Annotated in this window: 14 protein-coding genes; 9 read left to right on the plus strand and 5 right to left on the minus strand. The window is 39.5% G+C overall.

Annotated features, from left to right (window positions below):
- The first annotated feature begins 86 nt into the window (after positions 1–86).
- The 3 genes from G6R09_RS07850 to tyrR all read left to right on the plus strand — a co-directional run bounded on the left by G6R09_RS07850 (position 87) and on the right by tyrR (position 4,370).
- On the plus strand, positions 87–1,484 hold the full coding sequence (locus tag G6R09_RS07850) for a YcjX family protein (protein ID WP_163921549.1): 1,398 nt from the start codon (positions 87–89) through the stop codon (positions 1,482–1,484).
- The gene (locus G6R09_RS07855; protein ID WP_163921552.1) at positions 1,481–2,515 is read left to right on the plus strand and encodes a YcjF family protein; all 1,035 of its coding nucleotides are present in this window, start codon (positions 1,481–1,483) and stop codon (positions 2,513–2,515) included. The genes G6R09_RS07850 and G6R09_RS07855 overlap by 4 nt, the downstream gene beginning before the upstream one ends.
- Positions 2,516–2,831: 316 nt before the next feature.
- Positions 2,832–4,370, plus strand: coding sequence for a transcriptional regulator TyrR (gene tyrR, locus G6R09_RS07860; protein WP_087843872.1), 1,539 nt, complete (start codon positions 2,832–2,834; stop codon positions 4,368–4,370).
- A gap of 78 nt (positions 4,371–4,448) precedes the next feature.
- Here the strand turns inward: tyrR and G6R09_RS07865 are convergent, their stop codons facing one another.
- On the minus strand, positions 4,449–4,943 hold the full coding sequence (locus G6R09_RS07865; protein WP_163921554.1) for a methylated-DNA--[protein]-cysteine S-methyltransferase: 495 nt from the start codon (positions 4,941–4,943) through the stop codon (positions 4,449–4,451).
- A gap of 163 nt (positions 4,944–5,106) precedes the next feature.
- Between G6R09_RS07865 and rimJ the strand changes: the two genes are divergently transcribed.
- On the plus strand, positions 5,107–5,691 hold the full coding sequence (gene rimJ, locus G6R09_RS07870) for a ribosomal protein S5-alanine N-acetyltransferase (protein WP_163921556.1): 585 nt from the start codon (positions 5,107–5,109) through the stop codon (positions 5,689–5,691).
- 96 nt (positions 5,692–5,787) lie between these two features.
- Here the strand turns inward: rimJ and pyk are convergent, their stop codons facing one another.
- Together pyk and G6R09_RS07880 are read right to left on the minus strand one after the other, a co-directional pair.
- On the minus strand, positions 5,788–7,233 hold the full coding sequence (gene pyk / locus G6R09_RS07875) for a pyruvate kinase (protein ID WP_163921559.1): 1,446 nt from the start codon (positions 7,231–7,233) through the stop codon (positions 5,788–5,790).
- Between the two features lie 187 nt (positions 7,234–7,420).
- Complete coding sequence (locus tag G6R09_RS07880) at positions 7,421–8,278, minus strand: MurR/RpiR family transcriptional regulator (protein WP_065166242.1); 858 nt, start codon at positions 8,276–8,278, stop codon at positions 7,421–7,423.
- 342 nt (positions 8,279–8,620) lie between these two features.
- On the opposite strand from G6R09_RS07880, the gene G6R09_RS07885 reads away from it, so the two are divergent.
- From G6R09_RS07885 to G6R09_RS07905, 5 genes are all read left to right on the plus strand, one after another.
- Positions 8,621–9,442, plus strand: a complete 822-nt coding sequence (locus G6R09_RS07885) for an NAD-dependent epimerase/dehydratase family protein (protein WP_163921561.1) — start codon at positions 8,621–8,623, stop codon at positions 9,440–9,442.
- 737 nt (positions 9,443–10,179) lie between these two features.
- Positions 10,180–10,845: a TetR/AcrR family transcriptional regulator gene (locus tag G6R09_RS07890; RefSeq protein WP_163921564.1), complete on the plus strand. Its 666-nt coding sequence runs from the start codon at positions 10,180–10,182 to the stop codon at positions 10,843–10,845.
- A gap of 44 nt (positions 10,846–10,889) precedes the next feature.
- Positions 10,890–13,166: an acyl-CoA dehydrogenase gene (locus tag G6R09_RS07895; protein ID WP_163921567.1), complete on the plus strand. Its 2,277-nt coding sequence runs from the start codon at positions 10,890–10,892 to the stop codon at positions 13,164–13,166.
- Between the two features lie 189 nt (positions 13,167–13,355).
- Entirely contained in the window at positions 13,356–14,558 is a 1,203-nt protein-coding gene (gene fabV, locus G6R09_RS07900) for an enoyl-ACP reductase FabV (protein WP_065166238.1), read from the plus strand.
- 163 nt (positions 14,559–14,721) lie between these two features.
- A complete protein-coding gene (locus tag G6R09_RS07905) occupies positions 14,722–15,132 on the plus strand; it encodes a PACE efflux transporter (RefSeq protein WP_087843865.1) in 411 nt (136 codons plus the stop codon).
- Between the two features lie 47 nt (positions 15,133–15,179).
- Here the strand turns inward: G6R09_RS07905 and G6R09_RS07910 are convergent, their stop codons facing one another.
- The gene (locus G6R09_RS07910) at positions 15,180–16,523 is read right to left on the minus strand and encodes an ATP-binding protein (protein ID WP_065166236.1); all 1,344 of its coding nucleotides are present in this window, start codon (positions 16,521–16,523) and stop codon (positions 15,180–15,182) included.
- On the minus strand, positions 16,520–17,194 hold the full coding sequence (locus G6R09_RS07915; protein WP_163921570.1) for a response regulator: 675 nt from the start codon (positions 17,192–17,194) through the stop codon (positions 16,520–16,522). Before G6R09_RS07915 ends, G6R09_RS07910 begins: the two co-directional genes overlap by 4 nt.
- Positions 17,195–17,250 lie beyond the last annotated feature (56 nt).

Genomic DNA, 17,250 nt, shown 5'->3' on the forward strand with positions numbered 1-17,250 from the left:
ATATCAATATGAAGCAGGTACTGATGTATTCAGGCCTGCTTTTTTATGGTCAGTTATAAGACCGTATAGATGAATAGGGAAGCGTAATGAATCGAATGAGTAATGAAGTGAATAAATGGGTTAACCGCAGCCTTGATCGCCATGTGCGTCTTGCGGTAACAGGTTTATCTCGCGCAGGAAAAACGGCCTTTATTACGTCACTGATCAATCAATTGTTACATGTAAGTACTAACCCTCGTTTACCAATGTTTTCAGCGGTACGGGAAGGCTATTTATTAGGCTCTAAAAGAGTCCCTCAGTTGGATATGCATGTACCTAAATTTGGTTACGATGACGGTATGAATGCATTGTTATCATCGCCACCAACATGGCCTCAGCCAACCAGTGATGTGAGTCAAACTCGACTTGCATTGCGTTTTAAACCACAAAAAGGGCCACTTAAATTATTTCAAGATACCGCGACTTTGTATCTTGATATTATTGATTATCCCGGTGAGTGGCTATTAGATTTACCTTTGCTTGATCTTGATTTTATTAGTTGGTCAAAGCAACAGGCACAAGTATTGAAGGGTCAACGGTTAGCATTAGCGCAATCATGGCTTGAGTTGGGGGAGCAATTTGATCCTTTTGCTCCTGCTGATGAGACCTTAATTGAAACTATTGCCGCCGCGTTTACGGATTATTTACACCAATGTAAAGCGGAAGGTGGTTTACATTGGGTGCAACCGGGACGATTTGTGTTGCCAGGAGAATTAGCGGGTGCACCCGTATTACAATTTTTCCCAATGGTCTGGACCAATAAATATACCGAGCAACAATTAGCCACAGCGACCGAAGACAGTAACTTTGGCATGCTTAAACAACGCTATAAGTATTATCAGCAGCATGTTGTAAAGGCGTTTTACAATGATCACTTCTCTAAGTTTGATCGTCAAATTGTATTAGTTGATTGTTTGCAGCCGTTAAATGCTGGTTATGAATCATTTAATGATATGCGCCAAGCGTTAGATCAATTGATGCAAAGTTTTAAATATGGCCGCAGTTCAATGTTACGGCGCCTGTTTTCGCCACGCATTGATAAGGTATTGTTTGCAGCAACAAAAGCTGATCATATTACCCCAGAACAGCATCCAAACTTGGTCGGGTTGCTACAACAACTAGTCAATGAAGCATGGCAAACAGCATCGTTTGAAGGTATTGCTATGGACTGTATCAGTTTGGCTTCTATTCAGGCCAGTGAGCCTGGGTTTGTCAATCATCAAGGTCAACAGGTTCCAGCCCTACGCGGTACTGACATATCGGGTAATGCGCAAACCTTTTTTCCAGGAGAGGTACCTAAGCGGTTACCAAATCAAGAGTTCTGGAATGAAAATGGATTTGATTTTATTAATTTACGGCCTTTACCACAGCAGAGTGATGAGCCTTTACCGCATATTCGAATGGATAAAGCGTTGGAATATCTATTGGGAGATAAATTGCAATGACAGAGCCATTAAAAGCAAAAATGGTGTTTGATGAGTTAGATCAACCATTAAGTCAGCAACAGCCAGAGCTGACTGCAAAAATGAATTTTGAACAGCAGAGTGCGTTTTTACCTGATACTGTTGAAGTCGAAGAAATTGAGACAGAGCAAGCACTAGATCATATTTTAGCTGCTAAACCTAAACGTCGTTATCGGTGGTTTAAAGGGTTGTTAGTGGCAGGTGCGGCGATGGTTGGTTGGCAGACCGTCGATCATGTAACAACGGCTTATCAAACGGGTAATTGGTTATCATTAGGCTGGAGTGCGATTGTTGCCGGTATTGCGGTGGCAGGAATTGGTGCACTTGGGCGTGAGTTGATTAATTTACGTCGCTTAAAACAGCGTCAAAATGAACGCGACCAAGCACAGCAATTATTAGCTGCGGATGGGATTGGATCGGGGAAAGCATTTTGTGTGAAATTAGCAAAACTAAGCCAAATTCCAACCGATAATCATGGCTATGATCGCTGGCTACACGCGTTAGCGGCAACCCATAATGATCGAGAAGTATTAGCACTTTATGATCAAATGGTGGTAAGTCAACAAGATAAGTTAGCACGTAAGTTAGTTGCGAAATATTCCAGTGAAGCTGCATTAATGGTTGCTTTGAGTCCATTAGCTGTTGCCGACATGTTGCTGGTGGCATGGCGAAATTTTCGTTTGATTGAGCAAATTTCAGCAGTGTATGGCATCGAGCTTAGTTATTGGTCGCGGATTAAATTAGTAAAATTAGTTCTTGCGAATATGGCATTTGCAGGTGCGTCTGAAGTGGTTGCTGATTTAGGTATGGATATGCTTTCAATGGATCTTGCTGGAAGAATGTCTACCCGTGTGGCACAAGGTGTTGGCGTTGGGTTACTGACCGGACGTTTAGGCCTTAAAGCGATTAACCTCATGCGTCCATTGCCATGGATGGAAGGAGAACAGCCAAAATTAAGTGAAATTCGTCGTGATTTATTAAGCCAATTAGGCAATAAAAATAAAAGCCAATAGCGGCATAGATGTGATAAAAAGCAGCAAAAAAGAGAACTTATGGTTCTCTTTTTTTTATTTAACAGCGTGATTTTTGTATTTAATCTGTGCAGATGCGATCTCGTGGCTTGACTCATTAAAAGGTTAGTCGCACACTGACACAACTGTCAGGAATTGTTGACAGTGTTTATTTATATATGGTTTTCGTTATGTGGATTGAGCCTCTCAAAAATAAAGCTTAACACTATGATTATTATTAGTATTAATAGATGTTGAATGAATAGATAGCTGTAATTAATCAAATACACATAAGATGAATAATAAGAAGGTGTAAACAATGAGATTACAGGTCTTTTGCGAAGATAGAGTCGGGATGACCCGCGAATTATTGGATATTTTAACCAGCCAAGAGATCGATCTACGTGGTATTGAAATTGATCGAATTGGCATTATTTATTTAAATTGTCCTGAAGTTGAATTTGAACAGTTTAGTCAACTTATGTCACAAATTCGGCAGTTAGATGGCGTGACAGATGTACGTAAAATTCAGTTTATGCCCAGTGAGCGTGAGCATACTGAATTATCTGCGCTATTGCAGACCTTACCCGATCCTTTCTTTACTATTAATTTAAATGGCAAAGTTGATTTTGCGAATCAAGCAGCAGAGCAATTAATCGGCCATCGTAGTGAAGATTTATTCAGTGAAAATATTCAGACTTTGCTTGGATTTAATTTTACTCGTTGGCTTGATAAAAATCAGGCTCAAAAGCATAGTGAAATAGTGGTTATTGCAGGGCTTGATTATCAAATGGATATCATGCCGGTCTATGTCAGTGATGAAGCGCCAGAACCTGTACTTGCCAGTGCGCTAATCTTATTGAAATCACTGTCTGAGGCTAAAATGCCGATTGTTACGCGCACCATAAATGGTGATAGTGGCTTTGAACATTTGATCGGTCATTCATCACGCTTTAAGCATTTATTAGCGCAAGCCAAGAAATTAGCATTATTAGATGCACCATTACTTATACAAGGTGAAACAGGAACAGGTAAAGAAATGTTAGCGCGCGCTTGTCATCAGCGCTCGGTACATCGAGATAAACCTTTTCTTGTGGTCAACTGTATTTCTATGCCAGATAATGCTGCAGAAACCGAGCTTTTTGGTTGTGTAGAGAGTGCCAATGAACCGGCTAAAAAAGGTATTTTTGAACAAGCTGCAGGTGGTACAGTTTTTTTGTATGAAATTGGCGAGATGTCAAAACACTTACAGATTAAATTATTACGTTTTCTTCAAGACGGCACTTTCCGTCGTGTGGGTGAAGAGGCAGAAATAAAAGTCTCTGTACGTGTCATTTGTTCGACTCAGAAAAAGTTACCGGAGTTAGTTGCTGAAGGTGAATTTAGAGAAGATCTTTATTATCGACTCAATGTACTCGCATTAGTTGTGCCGCCTTTACGTGAACGTGCTGCTGATATTGTGCCATTAGCAGAATTATTTTTGGCGCAATTTGCACAAGAGTTACATCAACCTAAACCAATGTTATCTGAAGAGTTAGCCTTAGCGTTAAAGCAGTATGCTTGGCCGGGAAATATTCGCCAATTACGTAATGTATTATTTCGTGCAATGACGCAAGTAGAGGGTGCTGAGATGACATGTGCTGATGTACAGCTACCTGAAAATGAGTCAAGCACTGTTATCAGTGAAGAGACATTGACTGGATCGTTGGATGAGATTATGAAGCGTTATGAGTCAGGCATCCTATCTAACTTATATCAGAGTTACCCATCAACACGTAAATTAGCGAAACGATTAGGGGTCTCTCATACTGCAGTCGCAAATAAATTGCGCGAGTATGGTCTTAGTAAGCGGAATTAATCGTCAAAAATAAAAGAGATAGCGATAAAACACTATCTCTTTATTTTAATCATAAGCGCTTAAGCTTATCGATGTGAATTAGATATCCTGATGGGCTTCAAGCAAGATTGTGTCGCCAGATTCTAAGGCTAATAGTAATGCAACAATGTCTTCGCCATAGCGATAACCACATAATGAGTTATGACTATTTAAAACGCGATGACAAGGGATAATAATAGGAATAGGGTTAACATTCTTTGCCATACCAATCGCTTGAGTGGCTTTAGTATTACCAAGGTTTTCAGCTATTTGTTCATAAGTGACGGTTTCACCATAAGGAACATCGGCAATGGCATGCCAGATTTGCTGTTGAAAGATAGTGCCTTGGGGAGCGAGAGGGAAGGTGAACTTTTGCCGAGAGCCGGTGAGGTATTCTTTGAGTTGTTTAATGAAAGGGGCCATAAACTCTGGGTTATGTTGCCATATTTCATTCGGACTATAGCTGGGACTGGTAATCGATAACTGTCGCAGACCTTGATGATCGGCCAACAGCATAATGTTCCCCAGTTCTGTTTCAATACAATCGTAATACATCAATAACTCACTAAAGGCGTAATAATTAATAACATTGACTGATAAATACTAACAGACAACGGCATGCTAATATATCGAATATTGAATGTGGCTTGCTTTCATTATCATGTAAACTCACAAAATGTGCGTTATATCAATTAACATTGTCATGCCGAGGTAATACTTGTTTCATTCAATTATACATCGCTCATCAACTATTGTACTTGATGATATAAAAGTTCGCTTGATTGAAGCGCGAGATGCTGAACAAATTAGCGCATATTATCAGCGTAATCGTCATTTTCTAGCCCCTTGGGAACCCTTACGACATGAGGCTTTCTTTAGTTTAGCTGGCTGGCAACAACGACTGCAACAAATAGCGACGCTACATCGCCATGAAATGGCTTTCTATTTTGTTATAGAGCACCGTACAACTGACGATATTATTGGAGTAATAAACTTTAGTAACTTAGTCAAGTCACCATTTTATGCCTGTCATGTTGGCTATTCTTTAGATCAAGAATATCAAGGACAAGCAGTGATGCGTCGTGCGTTAACGGCAGTATGTGAATGGATGTTTGTTGATAAACATTTTCACCGTATTATAGCGGCCTATATGCCTCATAATAGTAAGAGTGGCAGTGTATTAACAGCTGTAGGGTTTGAGAAAGAAGGTCTGGCGAAAGATTATTTATTGATAAATGGTCAATGGCAAGATCACGTGTTAGCGTCATTGATTAATCCCAACTGGTCATTACCAATAAGTTAAATAGACTTTTAGGTATAAAAAAGCTGAGAGTTAACTTTTGTTATATAAGTGCTCTCAGCTGTTATGTTAGCTTACTATTGCTACCGTTATGATATTCTAATCAACGGTTAAAATACGCATATTGTTAGTTGAGCCAATAGTATCCATTTTATCACCTTGAGTAATAATGGTGAGATCTCCTGCCTGTACATAACCTGCGTCTTTTAGGACAGCAAGAGCATGCTTTGCCGCATCCAATCCTGCATCACTATCACGGTCAAAAAATACCGGTGTGACTCCACGGAATAAAGCAGCACGATTAAGCGTAGTTTTATTACGTGAAAGTGCAAAAATAGGCAAGCCCGATGAAATGCGCGACATCAGACGAGGTGTACGGCCCGATTCTGTCATTACCACTATCGCTTTAATGCCCACCATATGGTTAGCAGCATACATGGTTGCCATGGCAATGGTTTCTTCAGGTGTTGAAAATTTACGATCTAAGCGATGGTTAGAGACATTGATACTTGGTTCTTTTTCTGCACCTAGACAAACACTGGCCATGATAGTGACGGTTTCAACGGGGAAATCACCCGCGGCGGTTTCTGCGGATAACATTACCGCATCGGTACCATCTAAAACCGCATTAGCCACATCCATTACTTCAGCACGTGTTGGCATCGGGCTTGTGATCATCGATTCCATCATTTGAGTGGCAGTGATCACAGTTCGATCTAAGCTGCGTGCACGGCGAATCAGTTTTTTCTGTACTCCAACTAATTCAGGATCACCAATTTCAACCCCTAAGTCACCACGAGCAACCATCACCACGTCGGAAGCCAGAATGATATCGTCCATGGCTTCCGTGGTTGCCACTGTTTCTGCGCGTTCTACTTTAGCGACTAATTTTGCCGTAAGTCCTGCTTCCGTTGCCAGTCGGCGTGCATAGTGCATGTCTTCACCATTGCGAGGAAAAGAGACCGCAAGATAATCTACTCCCATGGCAGCAGCAGTAATGATGTCTGCTTTATCTTTGTCGGTTAATGCCGCCGCGGATAGTCCGCCCCCTTTTTTATTAATGCCTTTATTATTTGATAAAGGACCAGCAACAGTAACAACGGTATGCACTTTGTTACCAGCAACTTCGGTTACTTGAAGTTGTACACGGCCATCATCAAGTAACAACACATCACCGCTAATAACATCATTAGGTAATTCTTTATAATCAAGTCCAACAGCATCTTGATGACCTTCACCTTTAGGTAAATCACTATCAAGAGTGAACTTATCGCCAATGTTAAGTTGAATTTTACCGTCTTTAAAGGTTGATACGCGAATTTTAGGCCCTTGAAGATCACCTAAAATAGCGACATGTTTACCTAAGCGTGCCGCGATTTCACGAACTTGTTGTGTTCTAAGAATATGATCTTCAGCGCTACCATGTGAAAAATTCATACGCACAACATTAGCACCAGCTGCAATGATTTTTTCTAGATTATTATCGCGATCTGTTGCTGGGCCAAGGGTGGTAACAATTTTGGTACGTCTTAGTCGTTCTGACATTGTAAGCTCCATAAAGGTAAATAGGCTTATTAATCGAATCGATATCAATCAATGCATAATATTTGATATCGGTTTAATAAACCTTTAATAGCGATGGCTACTTGGTAAGTATGATAAACAGCAAAGAAGATAAATTTGAGTACATCTGCTATATCAGCGAAGCCGAAACCTCGCTTAATGTCGGTAGTTATAAAGAAAAACGTTCTTTAGAAAAACGGGAGTCTTTGAGTGAATCTTTAACACGTTTTAAATTATCACGAAAACTGGAGCCTCGGCGTAAGGTAAACCCAGTTGCTAATACATCAATGACTGTCATTTGCACAACACGGCTTGCCATTGGCATATAAATATCCGTGTCTTCAGGTACATCAAGACAAATTGATAACGAGCATTCTCGTTCGAGTGGTGAATGTTTGGCTGTAATTCCAATTACTGTTGCACCATTCTCGCGCGCCATTTGCGCAATCTCAACCAAACTTTTAGTGCGTCCAGTATGTGAAATGACGACAACAACATCACCATCGGAGCAATTGATCACACTCATACGTTGCATCACAATATCGTCAAAACAAACAATAGGGATATTAAAACGGAAGAACTTATTTTGTGCGTCATGAGCAACAGATGCTGAAGCGCCTAAACCAAAGAACGAGATCTTTTTGGCTTGGGTAAGTAAATCAACGGCACGATTAATTTGCATCGGATCAAGGCTATTTTTAGCAACATCTAAGCAAGCCATGGTGGATTCAAATATTTTTGCGGTGTAAGCATCAGGGCCGTCATTTTCTTCAACGTTACGATTTACATAAGGGGTACCGTTTGCCAAACTTTGCGCTAAATGTAATTTAAAGTCAGGAAACCCTTTAGTATCAAGGCGACGACAAAAACGGTTAACAGTAGGCTCACTGACATCTGCCATTTTGGCTAATGTGGCGATACTTGAGTGAATCGCTGTTTGTGGTGAGGCAATAATAACTTCTGCTACTTTTCGTTCAGATTTACTGAAGTGTTCTAAGTTATTTTGTATTTTTTCTATGGTATTCATAGTAATTATGCACTTCGTTATTAAATTTCATTTGTAGCATTCTTGTCATCAAGTTGCCCATATATTGAAACTATACTACTTAACTCTTAACATATTCTAGTGATTGACGGTATTTTTCAGGGGGTTTTTATGAGATTTTGATCAAGATCGACTTTTTATTTTCAGAATTGAAACTTATAAAACAAATATGTTGGAATTTATTATTTTATTTTTCTAACTATCAGTATTTACTCTATAAATAGTGATTTATTTCGAACTGTAAAATAAATGATGGCGTGGTTCGTTTTATAATTTAGTGAAAAATTATAAATGTAATTGGTTGTTGGTAAATAAGGAGTGTCAATGAAAGTGAGTATTTGTGGCTGTGGATGGCTTGGATTGCCGTTAGCGTTATCATTAAAATCTCAAGCGATTGAGGTTTGGGGATCAAAAACAACCTTAGCGGGTGTTGAGGCGTTAAAACAGCAGGGAATAGGTGGGTGCTTATTAACATTGCCACTTAGCGGAGATGTTAGTACCGCAATTAATCAATTTCTAGCAACTGATGTTTTAATAATTGCGATTCCACCTGGGCGTAAGCATCTTAACCCACAAGCGCATATTGATAATATCATGTCATTATCAGTCGCAGCCCAGCGAGCAGGATGTAAGCGAATTATTTTTATCAGTACCACTTCAGTGTACGATCCGTTACAAGGTGAAGTTGTTGAAGTAACGCCTGTTAGGCCAAATACCGCCTCAGGAATATTACATTATCAATTAGAGCAGCAGTTACGCCAACAATGGCAGCATAATTTAACTGTGTTACGGCTATCGGGTTTGTTTGGCCCATCGCGACATCCAGTAAAATTTTTATCAGGGCGTCAACTGAGTGCTGGCAAGCAGCTGGTGAATTTGGTTCATTTAGATGATTGCATTCAAGTTCTTTCAGCGATTATTCAGCAGACAGTGTCGATGCCTGTCATGCATCTTGCTGCAAGCTCTCATCCTAGTCGAGAACAATATTATACGGCAATGGCACTAAAAGCTCAGCTGCCATTTCCTAATTTTAATCAAGATAACGAAGGGGAGAATGGTAAAAAAATAAATTCAAATCAGACACTTAGTTATCTTGGTGTGACGATGAAATATGATGATTTATTACAGGGTACGCCAGAGATATAACTGCAGCAGTAAAAAATAGCCAAAAAAAAGCGCTGAAATAAACATTTCAGCGCAAATAAAAAATACAATAAGGAGTTAAAGCAGTAGTAGCAATTTAAATTACAGGTCTGTTTGACGGCCAGAAAAACAAAAAGACTTACCTATAATTTCAATTCTTATATAGTCAGACTACCTATTAATAACAAAGTTCAGTTAAATTGAAAAAAAAGATATTTATTTTAGATTATTTTTTTGCTGTAGTTTTAGGCAAAAAAAAATCCCGCTGAAAATATCAGCGGGAAGGAAATTATCCAAAAAAAATACAATTAGGATTTAAAGCAGTAGTGAATTAAACATTCAATAAAAAGCGATTACTGTTGAGCAAAAAACGATTTATCAAATTGAATACATAAGTAAGAGTTGCTATTACGAAGAAAGTTCAAAAAAAATGCGATTATTTGAAATTATTATCTTCTATTGATTAATGCCGTTGTAAATAAAGGAAACCCACCAACAAATGTTTGCTGGTGGGCGGTGAAGTAAAAACTTCTAAAAAAAGCAGTGGTATTTGTAAGACACGCTTTTATATCATTGGTTCCATTTTATTACAGATATCGAATAAAGTTACTCTTTGATGCTGATTTTATTGGTTTTTATTTTAATTCGATATTTTAAATAACAATTCGTGATGTAGCGCAATTGTTAATGTTGCTGTGGTTGTGTAATATTTAAACAAGCGTTTAAATTGGATGAATAATATGTCACTGCCAAAAACGACTAAACATCGCATTCTGGATGCTGCTGAGGTGCTGTTTGCCGAGCGTGGTTTTAAAGAAACCTCTTTACGTGCTATTACCACTGCAGCTGATGCCAACCTTGCTTCTGTTAATTATCACTATGGCGATAAAAAAGGGCTTATTCGAGCAGTATTAGGGCGCTATCTCGAGCAGTTCATTCCTGCATTTAAACAAGAGTTACTGGCACTGCATCAGCGTGATGAATTTGATATGAATGATGTGTTTCTGTGCACTAAGCAGCCATTACTTCGATTAAATAGTTTTAAACATAATGGCACTACAATATTTATGTCATTGATCGGCCATGGTTATACCGACGTTCAAGGGCATTTACGCTGGTTTATAACGACCCATTATGATGATGTTATTCAACTATTTGTGAGTGCGATTCGGCGTGCGTACCCTTGTTTAGATCCTGAGACATTATTCTGGCGACTACATTTTACCCTTGGGGCATCGGTGTTTACGGTGGTCTCAAGTACCGCATTATTTGCCATCGCAGCGAATGACTTTTCAAGCCGAATTAAGACCGAAGATTTAATTAATCGTTTAGTTCCTTATCTTGCTGCTGGTGTTACCGCCCCGATAGCGCTTAATGAGGAATTACTGGTAAACCCAATTTCCTAATTCATCACTATTACTTGTCATTGAATCACAAAAGGATATGTATTATGAGCTCGTTATCAAGCATGCGTAAACGTTATTTGAGTGATCCTGCTTTTAAATTATTCAAGAAAGTATTGCCACCACTATCAAACACAGAGAAACAAGCCATGGAAGCCGGCAGTGTATGGTGGGATGGTGAGTTATTTAGTGGTGAACCACAGTGGCAAACGTTACTTAATTATCCCAAACCAATTCTGAGCGATGAAGAGCAACATTTCATAGATACTAAGCTGCAAACATTATTATCAATGCTCAATGATTATCAAATCGTTCAACAACAAAAAGATTTACCAGCTGAAGTCTGGCAATACCTACGCCGTGAAAAATTCTTTGCACTCATTATTGGTAAACAATATGGCGGGCTTGATTTTTCAGCACATGCTAATTCTACTATTGTGGCGCAAATAGCAACGCGAAGTTTAAGTGCGGCTGTCTGTGTGATGGTTCCTAATTCGTTAGGTCCAGGGGAATTACTGACCCATTATGGTACACAACAGCAAAAAGAGTACTGGTTACCTCGATTAGCAGATGGTGTTGATATTCCATGCTTTGCATTAACTGGGCCTAATGCAGGATCGGATGCAGGCGCGATCCCTGATGAAGGTATTGTGTGTTATGGCGAATATCAAGGCCAACAGGTGTTAGGGTTAACGTTAACTTGGAATAAGCGTTATATAACCCTAGCTCCTGTGGCAACAGTGCTTGGGTTAGCGTTTAAAATGAAAGATCCACAGCGATTACTTGGTGATAAAATTGATCTAGGTATTACCTGTGCCTTGATTCCAACGAGCCATGCTGGGGTGGAAATCGGCGAGCGTCATGATCCACTAAATATGGCATTTATGAATGGTCCTACGCGCGGGAATGATGTTTTTATTCCGTTAGATTGGATCATTGGTGGTCAGGATTATGCTGGTAAAGGTTGGCGAATGCTGGTGGAATGCTTATCTGCAGGGCGAGGGATTTCATTACCTGCATTAGGAACCGCTATTGGTCATTTAGCGGCTAAAACAACCGGTGCTTATGCGGTTGTACGTAAGCAATTTGGAATGCCAATCGGTAATTTTGAAGGTGTTGCACAAGCATTAGGCCGGATTGGTGGTTTTACTTATATGCTAGAAGCAGCAAGAACATTGACCACGACCGGATTAGATTCAGGTCAAACCCCCGCTATTGTGACTGCGATTGCTAAATATCATATGACAGAGATGTCACGAACCGTTCTTAATGATGCAATGGATGTTCATGCTGGCCGTGGTATTCAGCTTGGACCTATGAATTATTTAGGTCATCACTATTTTGGTATTCCTGTCGCTATAACGGTTGAGGGCGCTAATATTCTGACCCGCAATTTAATGATTTTTGGTCAAGGTGCGACTCGGTGTCATCCTTATGTACTCGATGAAATGGCTGCTGCTGCTAATCCTGATGAACAGCAAGCTGCAAAAGACTTTGATGGCTTATTAATGAAACATATTAGTTTTGCTGCCGGAAATATGGCTAAATCATTGTTAAATGCCGTCAGTGGTAGCTATTTTAATCGTACTCCTGTCAGTGGTGAAACCAGCACTTACTATCGTCATTTATCGCGAATGTCAAAAGCACTTGCAGTGTGTGCTGATGTATCAATGTTAAGTTTAGGTGGAGAATTAAAACGTCGAGAATTGTTATCTGCACGCTTAGGTGATGTATTAAGCCATTTATATTTAGCGTCAGCAGTATTAAAACGGTTTGAGGACGATGGTCGTCAGCAGCAAGATTTACCTATGGTTCATTATTCATTACAGCATTGCTTGCATCAATGTGGTATCGCGTTTGACGGTGTATTTAGTAATTTTCCACGCAGAGGTGTTGGCCGAGCATTACGTTTACTTACTTTTCCTGTAGGGATTCATTATTCAGCACCAACCGATGATATAAGTATCAGTATTGCAGCGTTACTGATGACTCCAAGTGCTCATCGAGACCGATTAACGCATTTGTGTTACGTCGGAACTAAAGACGATGATCCCATTGCAATAATGGAACGCGCATTTATTGTTTTGGATGAGATCAAACCTTTAGAACGTAAGTTAATGCAAGCGACACGTAATGGTGAGATCCCACGCAAAGCTTCATTAATTGAAAAGTTACAGTTAGCGGTGGATGCGGGAGTGATCACAGAAGATGAGCGTAAAAAAATAGAAAATGCCGACACGCTAAGACAAAGAGCGATTCAAGTGGATCATTTTTGTGCTGACCATTTTAAACAAGTAAGCTTGCAACCAGGGAAGGCAGCTTAGGGTTACTTAGCCAGTGAAATATAAACCTGGAATCTCCCGTGTGCCACGTAAATACGTGGCACTTTTTTTGACCAAAAATTGGCGTAACACCTCCAACCACTGTGATTTTTGTTCATTTATGGCATAAATTTAATGCGTATCTGTCATTAACCTTTTATCCTATTCACAATTATGTAAGGGAAGTTGAAAATGATCATCAAACCTAAAACTCGTGGATTTATTTGTACAACAACGCACCCAGTTGGTTGTGAAGATAACGTAAAGCAGCAAATTGCTCACACCAAAGCACAAGGTCCTATTGCTAATGCACCAAAGCGTGTATTAGTGGTTGGTTCGTCTAGTGGTTACGGTTTGTCATCACGCATTGCAGCTGCATTCGGTGGTGGCGCAGCGACAATTGGTGTTTTCTTTGAAAAGCCAGGTACAGAGAAAAAGCCAGGTACTGCAGGTTGGTATAACTCAGCAGCATTTGACAAGTTTGCTAAAGCAGAAGGTCTATATTCAAAAAGCCTAAATGGTGACGCTTTCTCTAACGAAGCCAAACAAAAAACAATTGATTTGATTAAGCAAGATCTTGGTCAGATTGATATGGTTATTTACTCATTAGCATCACCAGTGCGTAAATTGCCACAGACAGGTGAAGTTATTCGTTCATGCCTAAAGCCAATGGGTGAAACGTATACAACAACAGCTGTGGATACCAATAAAAACGTATTGATCGAAACCAGCATTGAGCCTGCAACAGAACAAGAAGTTGCAGACACTGTTACCGTTATGGGTGGCGAAGACTGGGAGCTATGGATTAATGCGTTAGCAGACGCAGGTGTATTAGCTGATGGTTGTAAGACCGTAGCTTATAGCTACATTGGTACTGAGCTAACATGGCCTATTTACTGGCATGGCGCGTTAGGTCAAGCCAAAATGGATCTAGATCGCGCAGCAAAAGAGCTAAACACTAAGCTAAGTGCGACAGGTGGTTCTGCTAATGTTGCAGTGCTAAAGAGTGTTGTGACACAAGCAAGTTCTGCTATTCCTGTGATGCCATTGTATATTGCGATGGTATTTAAGAAGATGCGTGAAGAAGGCGTACATGAAGGCTGCATGGAGCAGATTTTACGTATGTTTAGCCAACGTCTATACAAAGAAGATGGTACAGCAGCTGAGGTTGATGCTGAAAACCGTTTACGTTTAGATGACTGGGAATTGCGCGAAGATATTCAACAGCATTGTCGTGATCTATGGTCAAAAGTAACCAATGACAACTTGTACGATGTTGCTGATTACCAACAATACAAAGATGAGTTCTTAAAGCTATTTGGCTTTGGCATTGATGGTATTGACTACGATGCTGATGTAAATCCTGTTGTTGATTTTGATGTAGAAGATATCTAATCGTATTGACAGATAAATACTTTATAAAACCGCCATCATGGCGGTTTTTTTATATCTCTATTTTCGATCTATCTTTAAATCGGATGGTATTTGACTTTGTTTCTAGTTATTTATAGATATATTAAGCGTATATTTTATCGGTAATTGTGAAAGAGATATAAAAATGAGAACAACATTTGATCGCATTCGTCATGCAATTGGTTTTGAAGTTATTGGTTTGCTATTGATGGTAGGTATATTGAGTCAATTTGGGTTCGAGCTTGGCCATGTAGGTGCTGTCGGTGTGTTCTTTTCTATCGTGGCGACGTTGTGGAATTATGTCTATAACCAATGGTTTGATAATTTGATGCAGCAAAAATATAGTACAACGCAGAAGACAGTCAGAATACGGTTACTGCATAGTTTAGGATTCGAGGCTGGATTAGTTATTTTTACTATTCCAGTATTAGCATGGGTGCTTAATGTTAGCTTATGGCATGCATTTGTATTAGATATTGGCATGGTTGTATTTTATTTATTCTATGCCTATGGCTACAATCTTATTTATGATCGTATCTATCCTATTAATGGGTAAAAATCAGCCAGCGATAGGCGCTGGCTGATTTATTTGATTGTTAAAGCTTAGCTTTTAGGCAGTTTAATAATAAATGCAGCGCCTTCAAGTTCTGAATCTTCGACATTAATTTTGCCTTGATAGCTATCAATAATTTCATTACAAACAGACAAACCAATACCTTGACCTGGGTTGAGTTGATCTGCGCGTACACCGCGTTGAAAAATCGCTTCACGTAGCTCAGGTTTTACTCCTGGGCCATCATCTTCAATCATAATGGTAAAATCGTCATTCGTTTCAATAACTGATAATTTCACTTGGCTAATACAAAAGCGGAAACTGTTTTCAAGCATATTGCCAAACAATTCCATTAAGTCATCTTTATTGATTGGTAATTTTAGGTCGTCATCAAAGTGATAATGTAAGGTTGCGTGTTTATCGGCATAAATCTTACTTAACATTCGATCTAGGCTAGTAATGATAGGTTTGAGTTCAACGTTGCTTTTCTGTAACCCTTGTTGACCGACCATCGCCCGTTTTAATTGGTATTGCACCAAATCATCCATTTGACTGATTTGTTCCATGATGCGTTGATTTAATTCACGGCGATCTAAACTAGTATCATCAAGTAGGGCGTTTGTTGCTGCTAACCGGGTCTTTAAACTATGGGCAAGATCATCCATCGCATGTCGATAACGGCCTTGTTGGTCATGACTAATACGGCTTAAACGGTTTACCGCCATGGTAACTTCTTGCAGTTCCATTGGATAATTATCATCCAGCTTTTCTCGTTTAGCTTCTGCCATTTGATCAAGCTGAGAAGCTAATTTTCGTAATGGTTGGAAACCCCAGTGAAAGGCGGCAATAAGAAATGCTACGGCAATTAAAACAAACAGCCCTAAATAGAAAGCTGTACGTTTATGTAATTGAGCTAGAGAGTGTTCGTAAGCATCGGCTGAACGAAGCACAACCAATTGATAAATAGTACCATTTTCTTTATTACGACTGAGGTTATAAGCAATATATCCTTGATGATTTTTCATCGTAATAAGGGTGGGCGTTGATATATTTTCTGGTAAATAACGGCAGACATCGCTTAATTTTTTTGCCGATGCTTTATTTGAAACCCAGGTTGTTTTGTCACTTTGATCACAAACAACGGCAATATAATCGGTATCTGAAGGATCGAGTGAATCAATCCATTTGTCGACATCTTTAATTAATCCAGCCCGATTAAGCTGTGCAACAACCATCGGCATTTGTGCAACAAGTTCCGATGAATATGATGCCATATAACTTTGAGAATAAAGTTTATTAATGACTGCAGCAAGGGCTGATGTAACGAGTGCAATAATTGCCACTGAAGTGATCAATACCCGTTGTCTTAATCGAGGCTGGAAAAATCGACTCATTGGGCATTGAGTTCAAAAATATACCCTTGACCACGAATGGTTGATATAGGGTTATTTTGTCCAGTTTTAGTGAATTTTTTACGTAAGCGGCTGATCATAACTTCAATTGTATTAGGATCACCTTCTTGATCTTCATACAGTACATCAAGTAAGCGTTGTTTAGAGACAACTTGACGGCTATGTCGCATTAAGTACTCTAATAAGTCATATTCAAATGCGGTTAATTCTAATAATTCTTCACAAATATAAACTTGCTTAGCTAATAAATCGACGCGAATATCACCCGCTGTCATTTCTGGCTTTACAAAACCGGCACTGCGACGAACAAGCGCACTTAAACGTGCAACCATCTCTTCTTTTTGAAATGGCTTGACTAAATAATCATCAGCGCCAGCTTCAAGCCCTGTGACTTTATCTTGCCAATTTGAGCGTGCAGTTAGGATCATTATTGGTAAACGTAGTCCCTTTTTACGCATGTCTTTAATTAAGCTGATGCCATCTCTATCAGGTAAACCGATATCGACAACCGCGATATCGTTAGGATAGTTTTGTGCAAAAAACAGTCCTTCTTCAGCTGTGCTGGCACACTGAACTTGATTTCCTAACTCGCTGAGTTGCGATTTAAGGTGATGGCTAAGAATGGCATCGTCTTCGACAATAAGAATACGCATAGATTGGGCACCAGAGATAACGAATGGTATTAATGAGCTATGGTAAAGTATCTAAT

This window comes from Photobacterium sp. Alg240-V54 (genome assembly GCF_900537155.1).
GTDB lineage: Bacteria > Pseudomonadota > Gammaproteobacteria > Enterobacterales > Vibrionaceae > Photobacterium.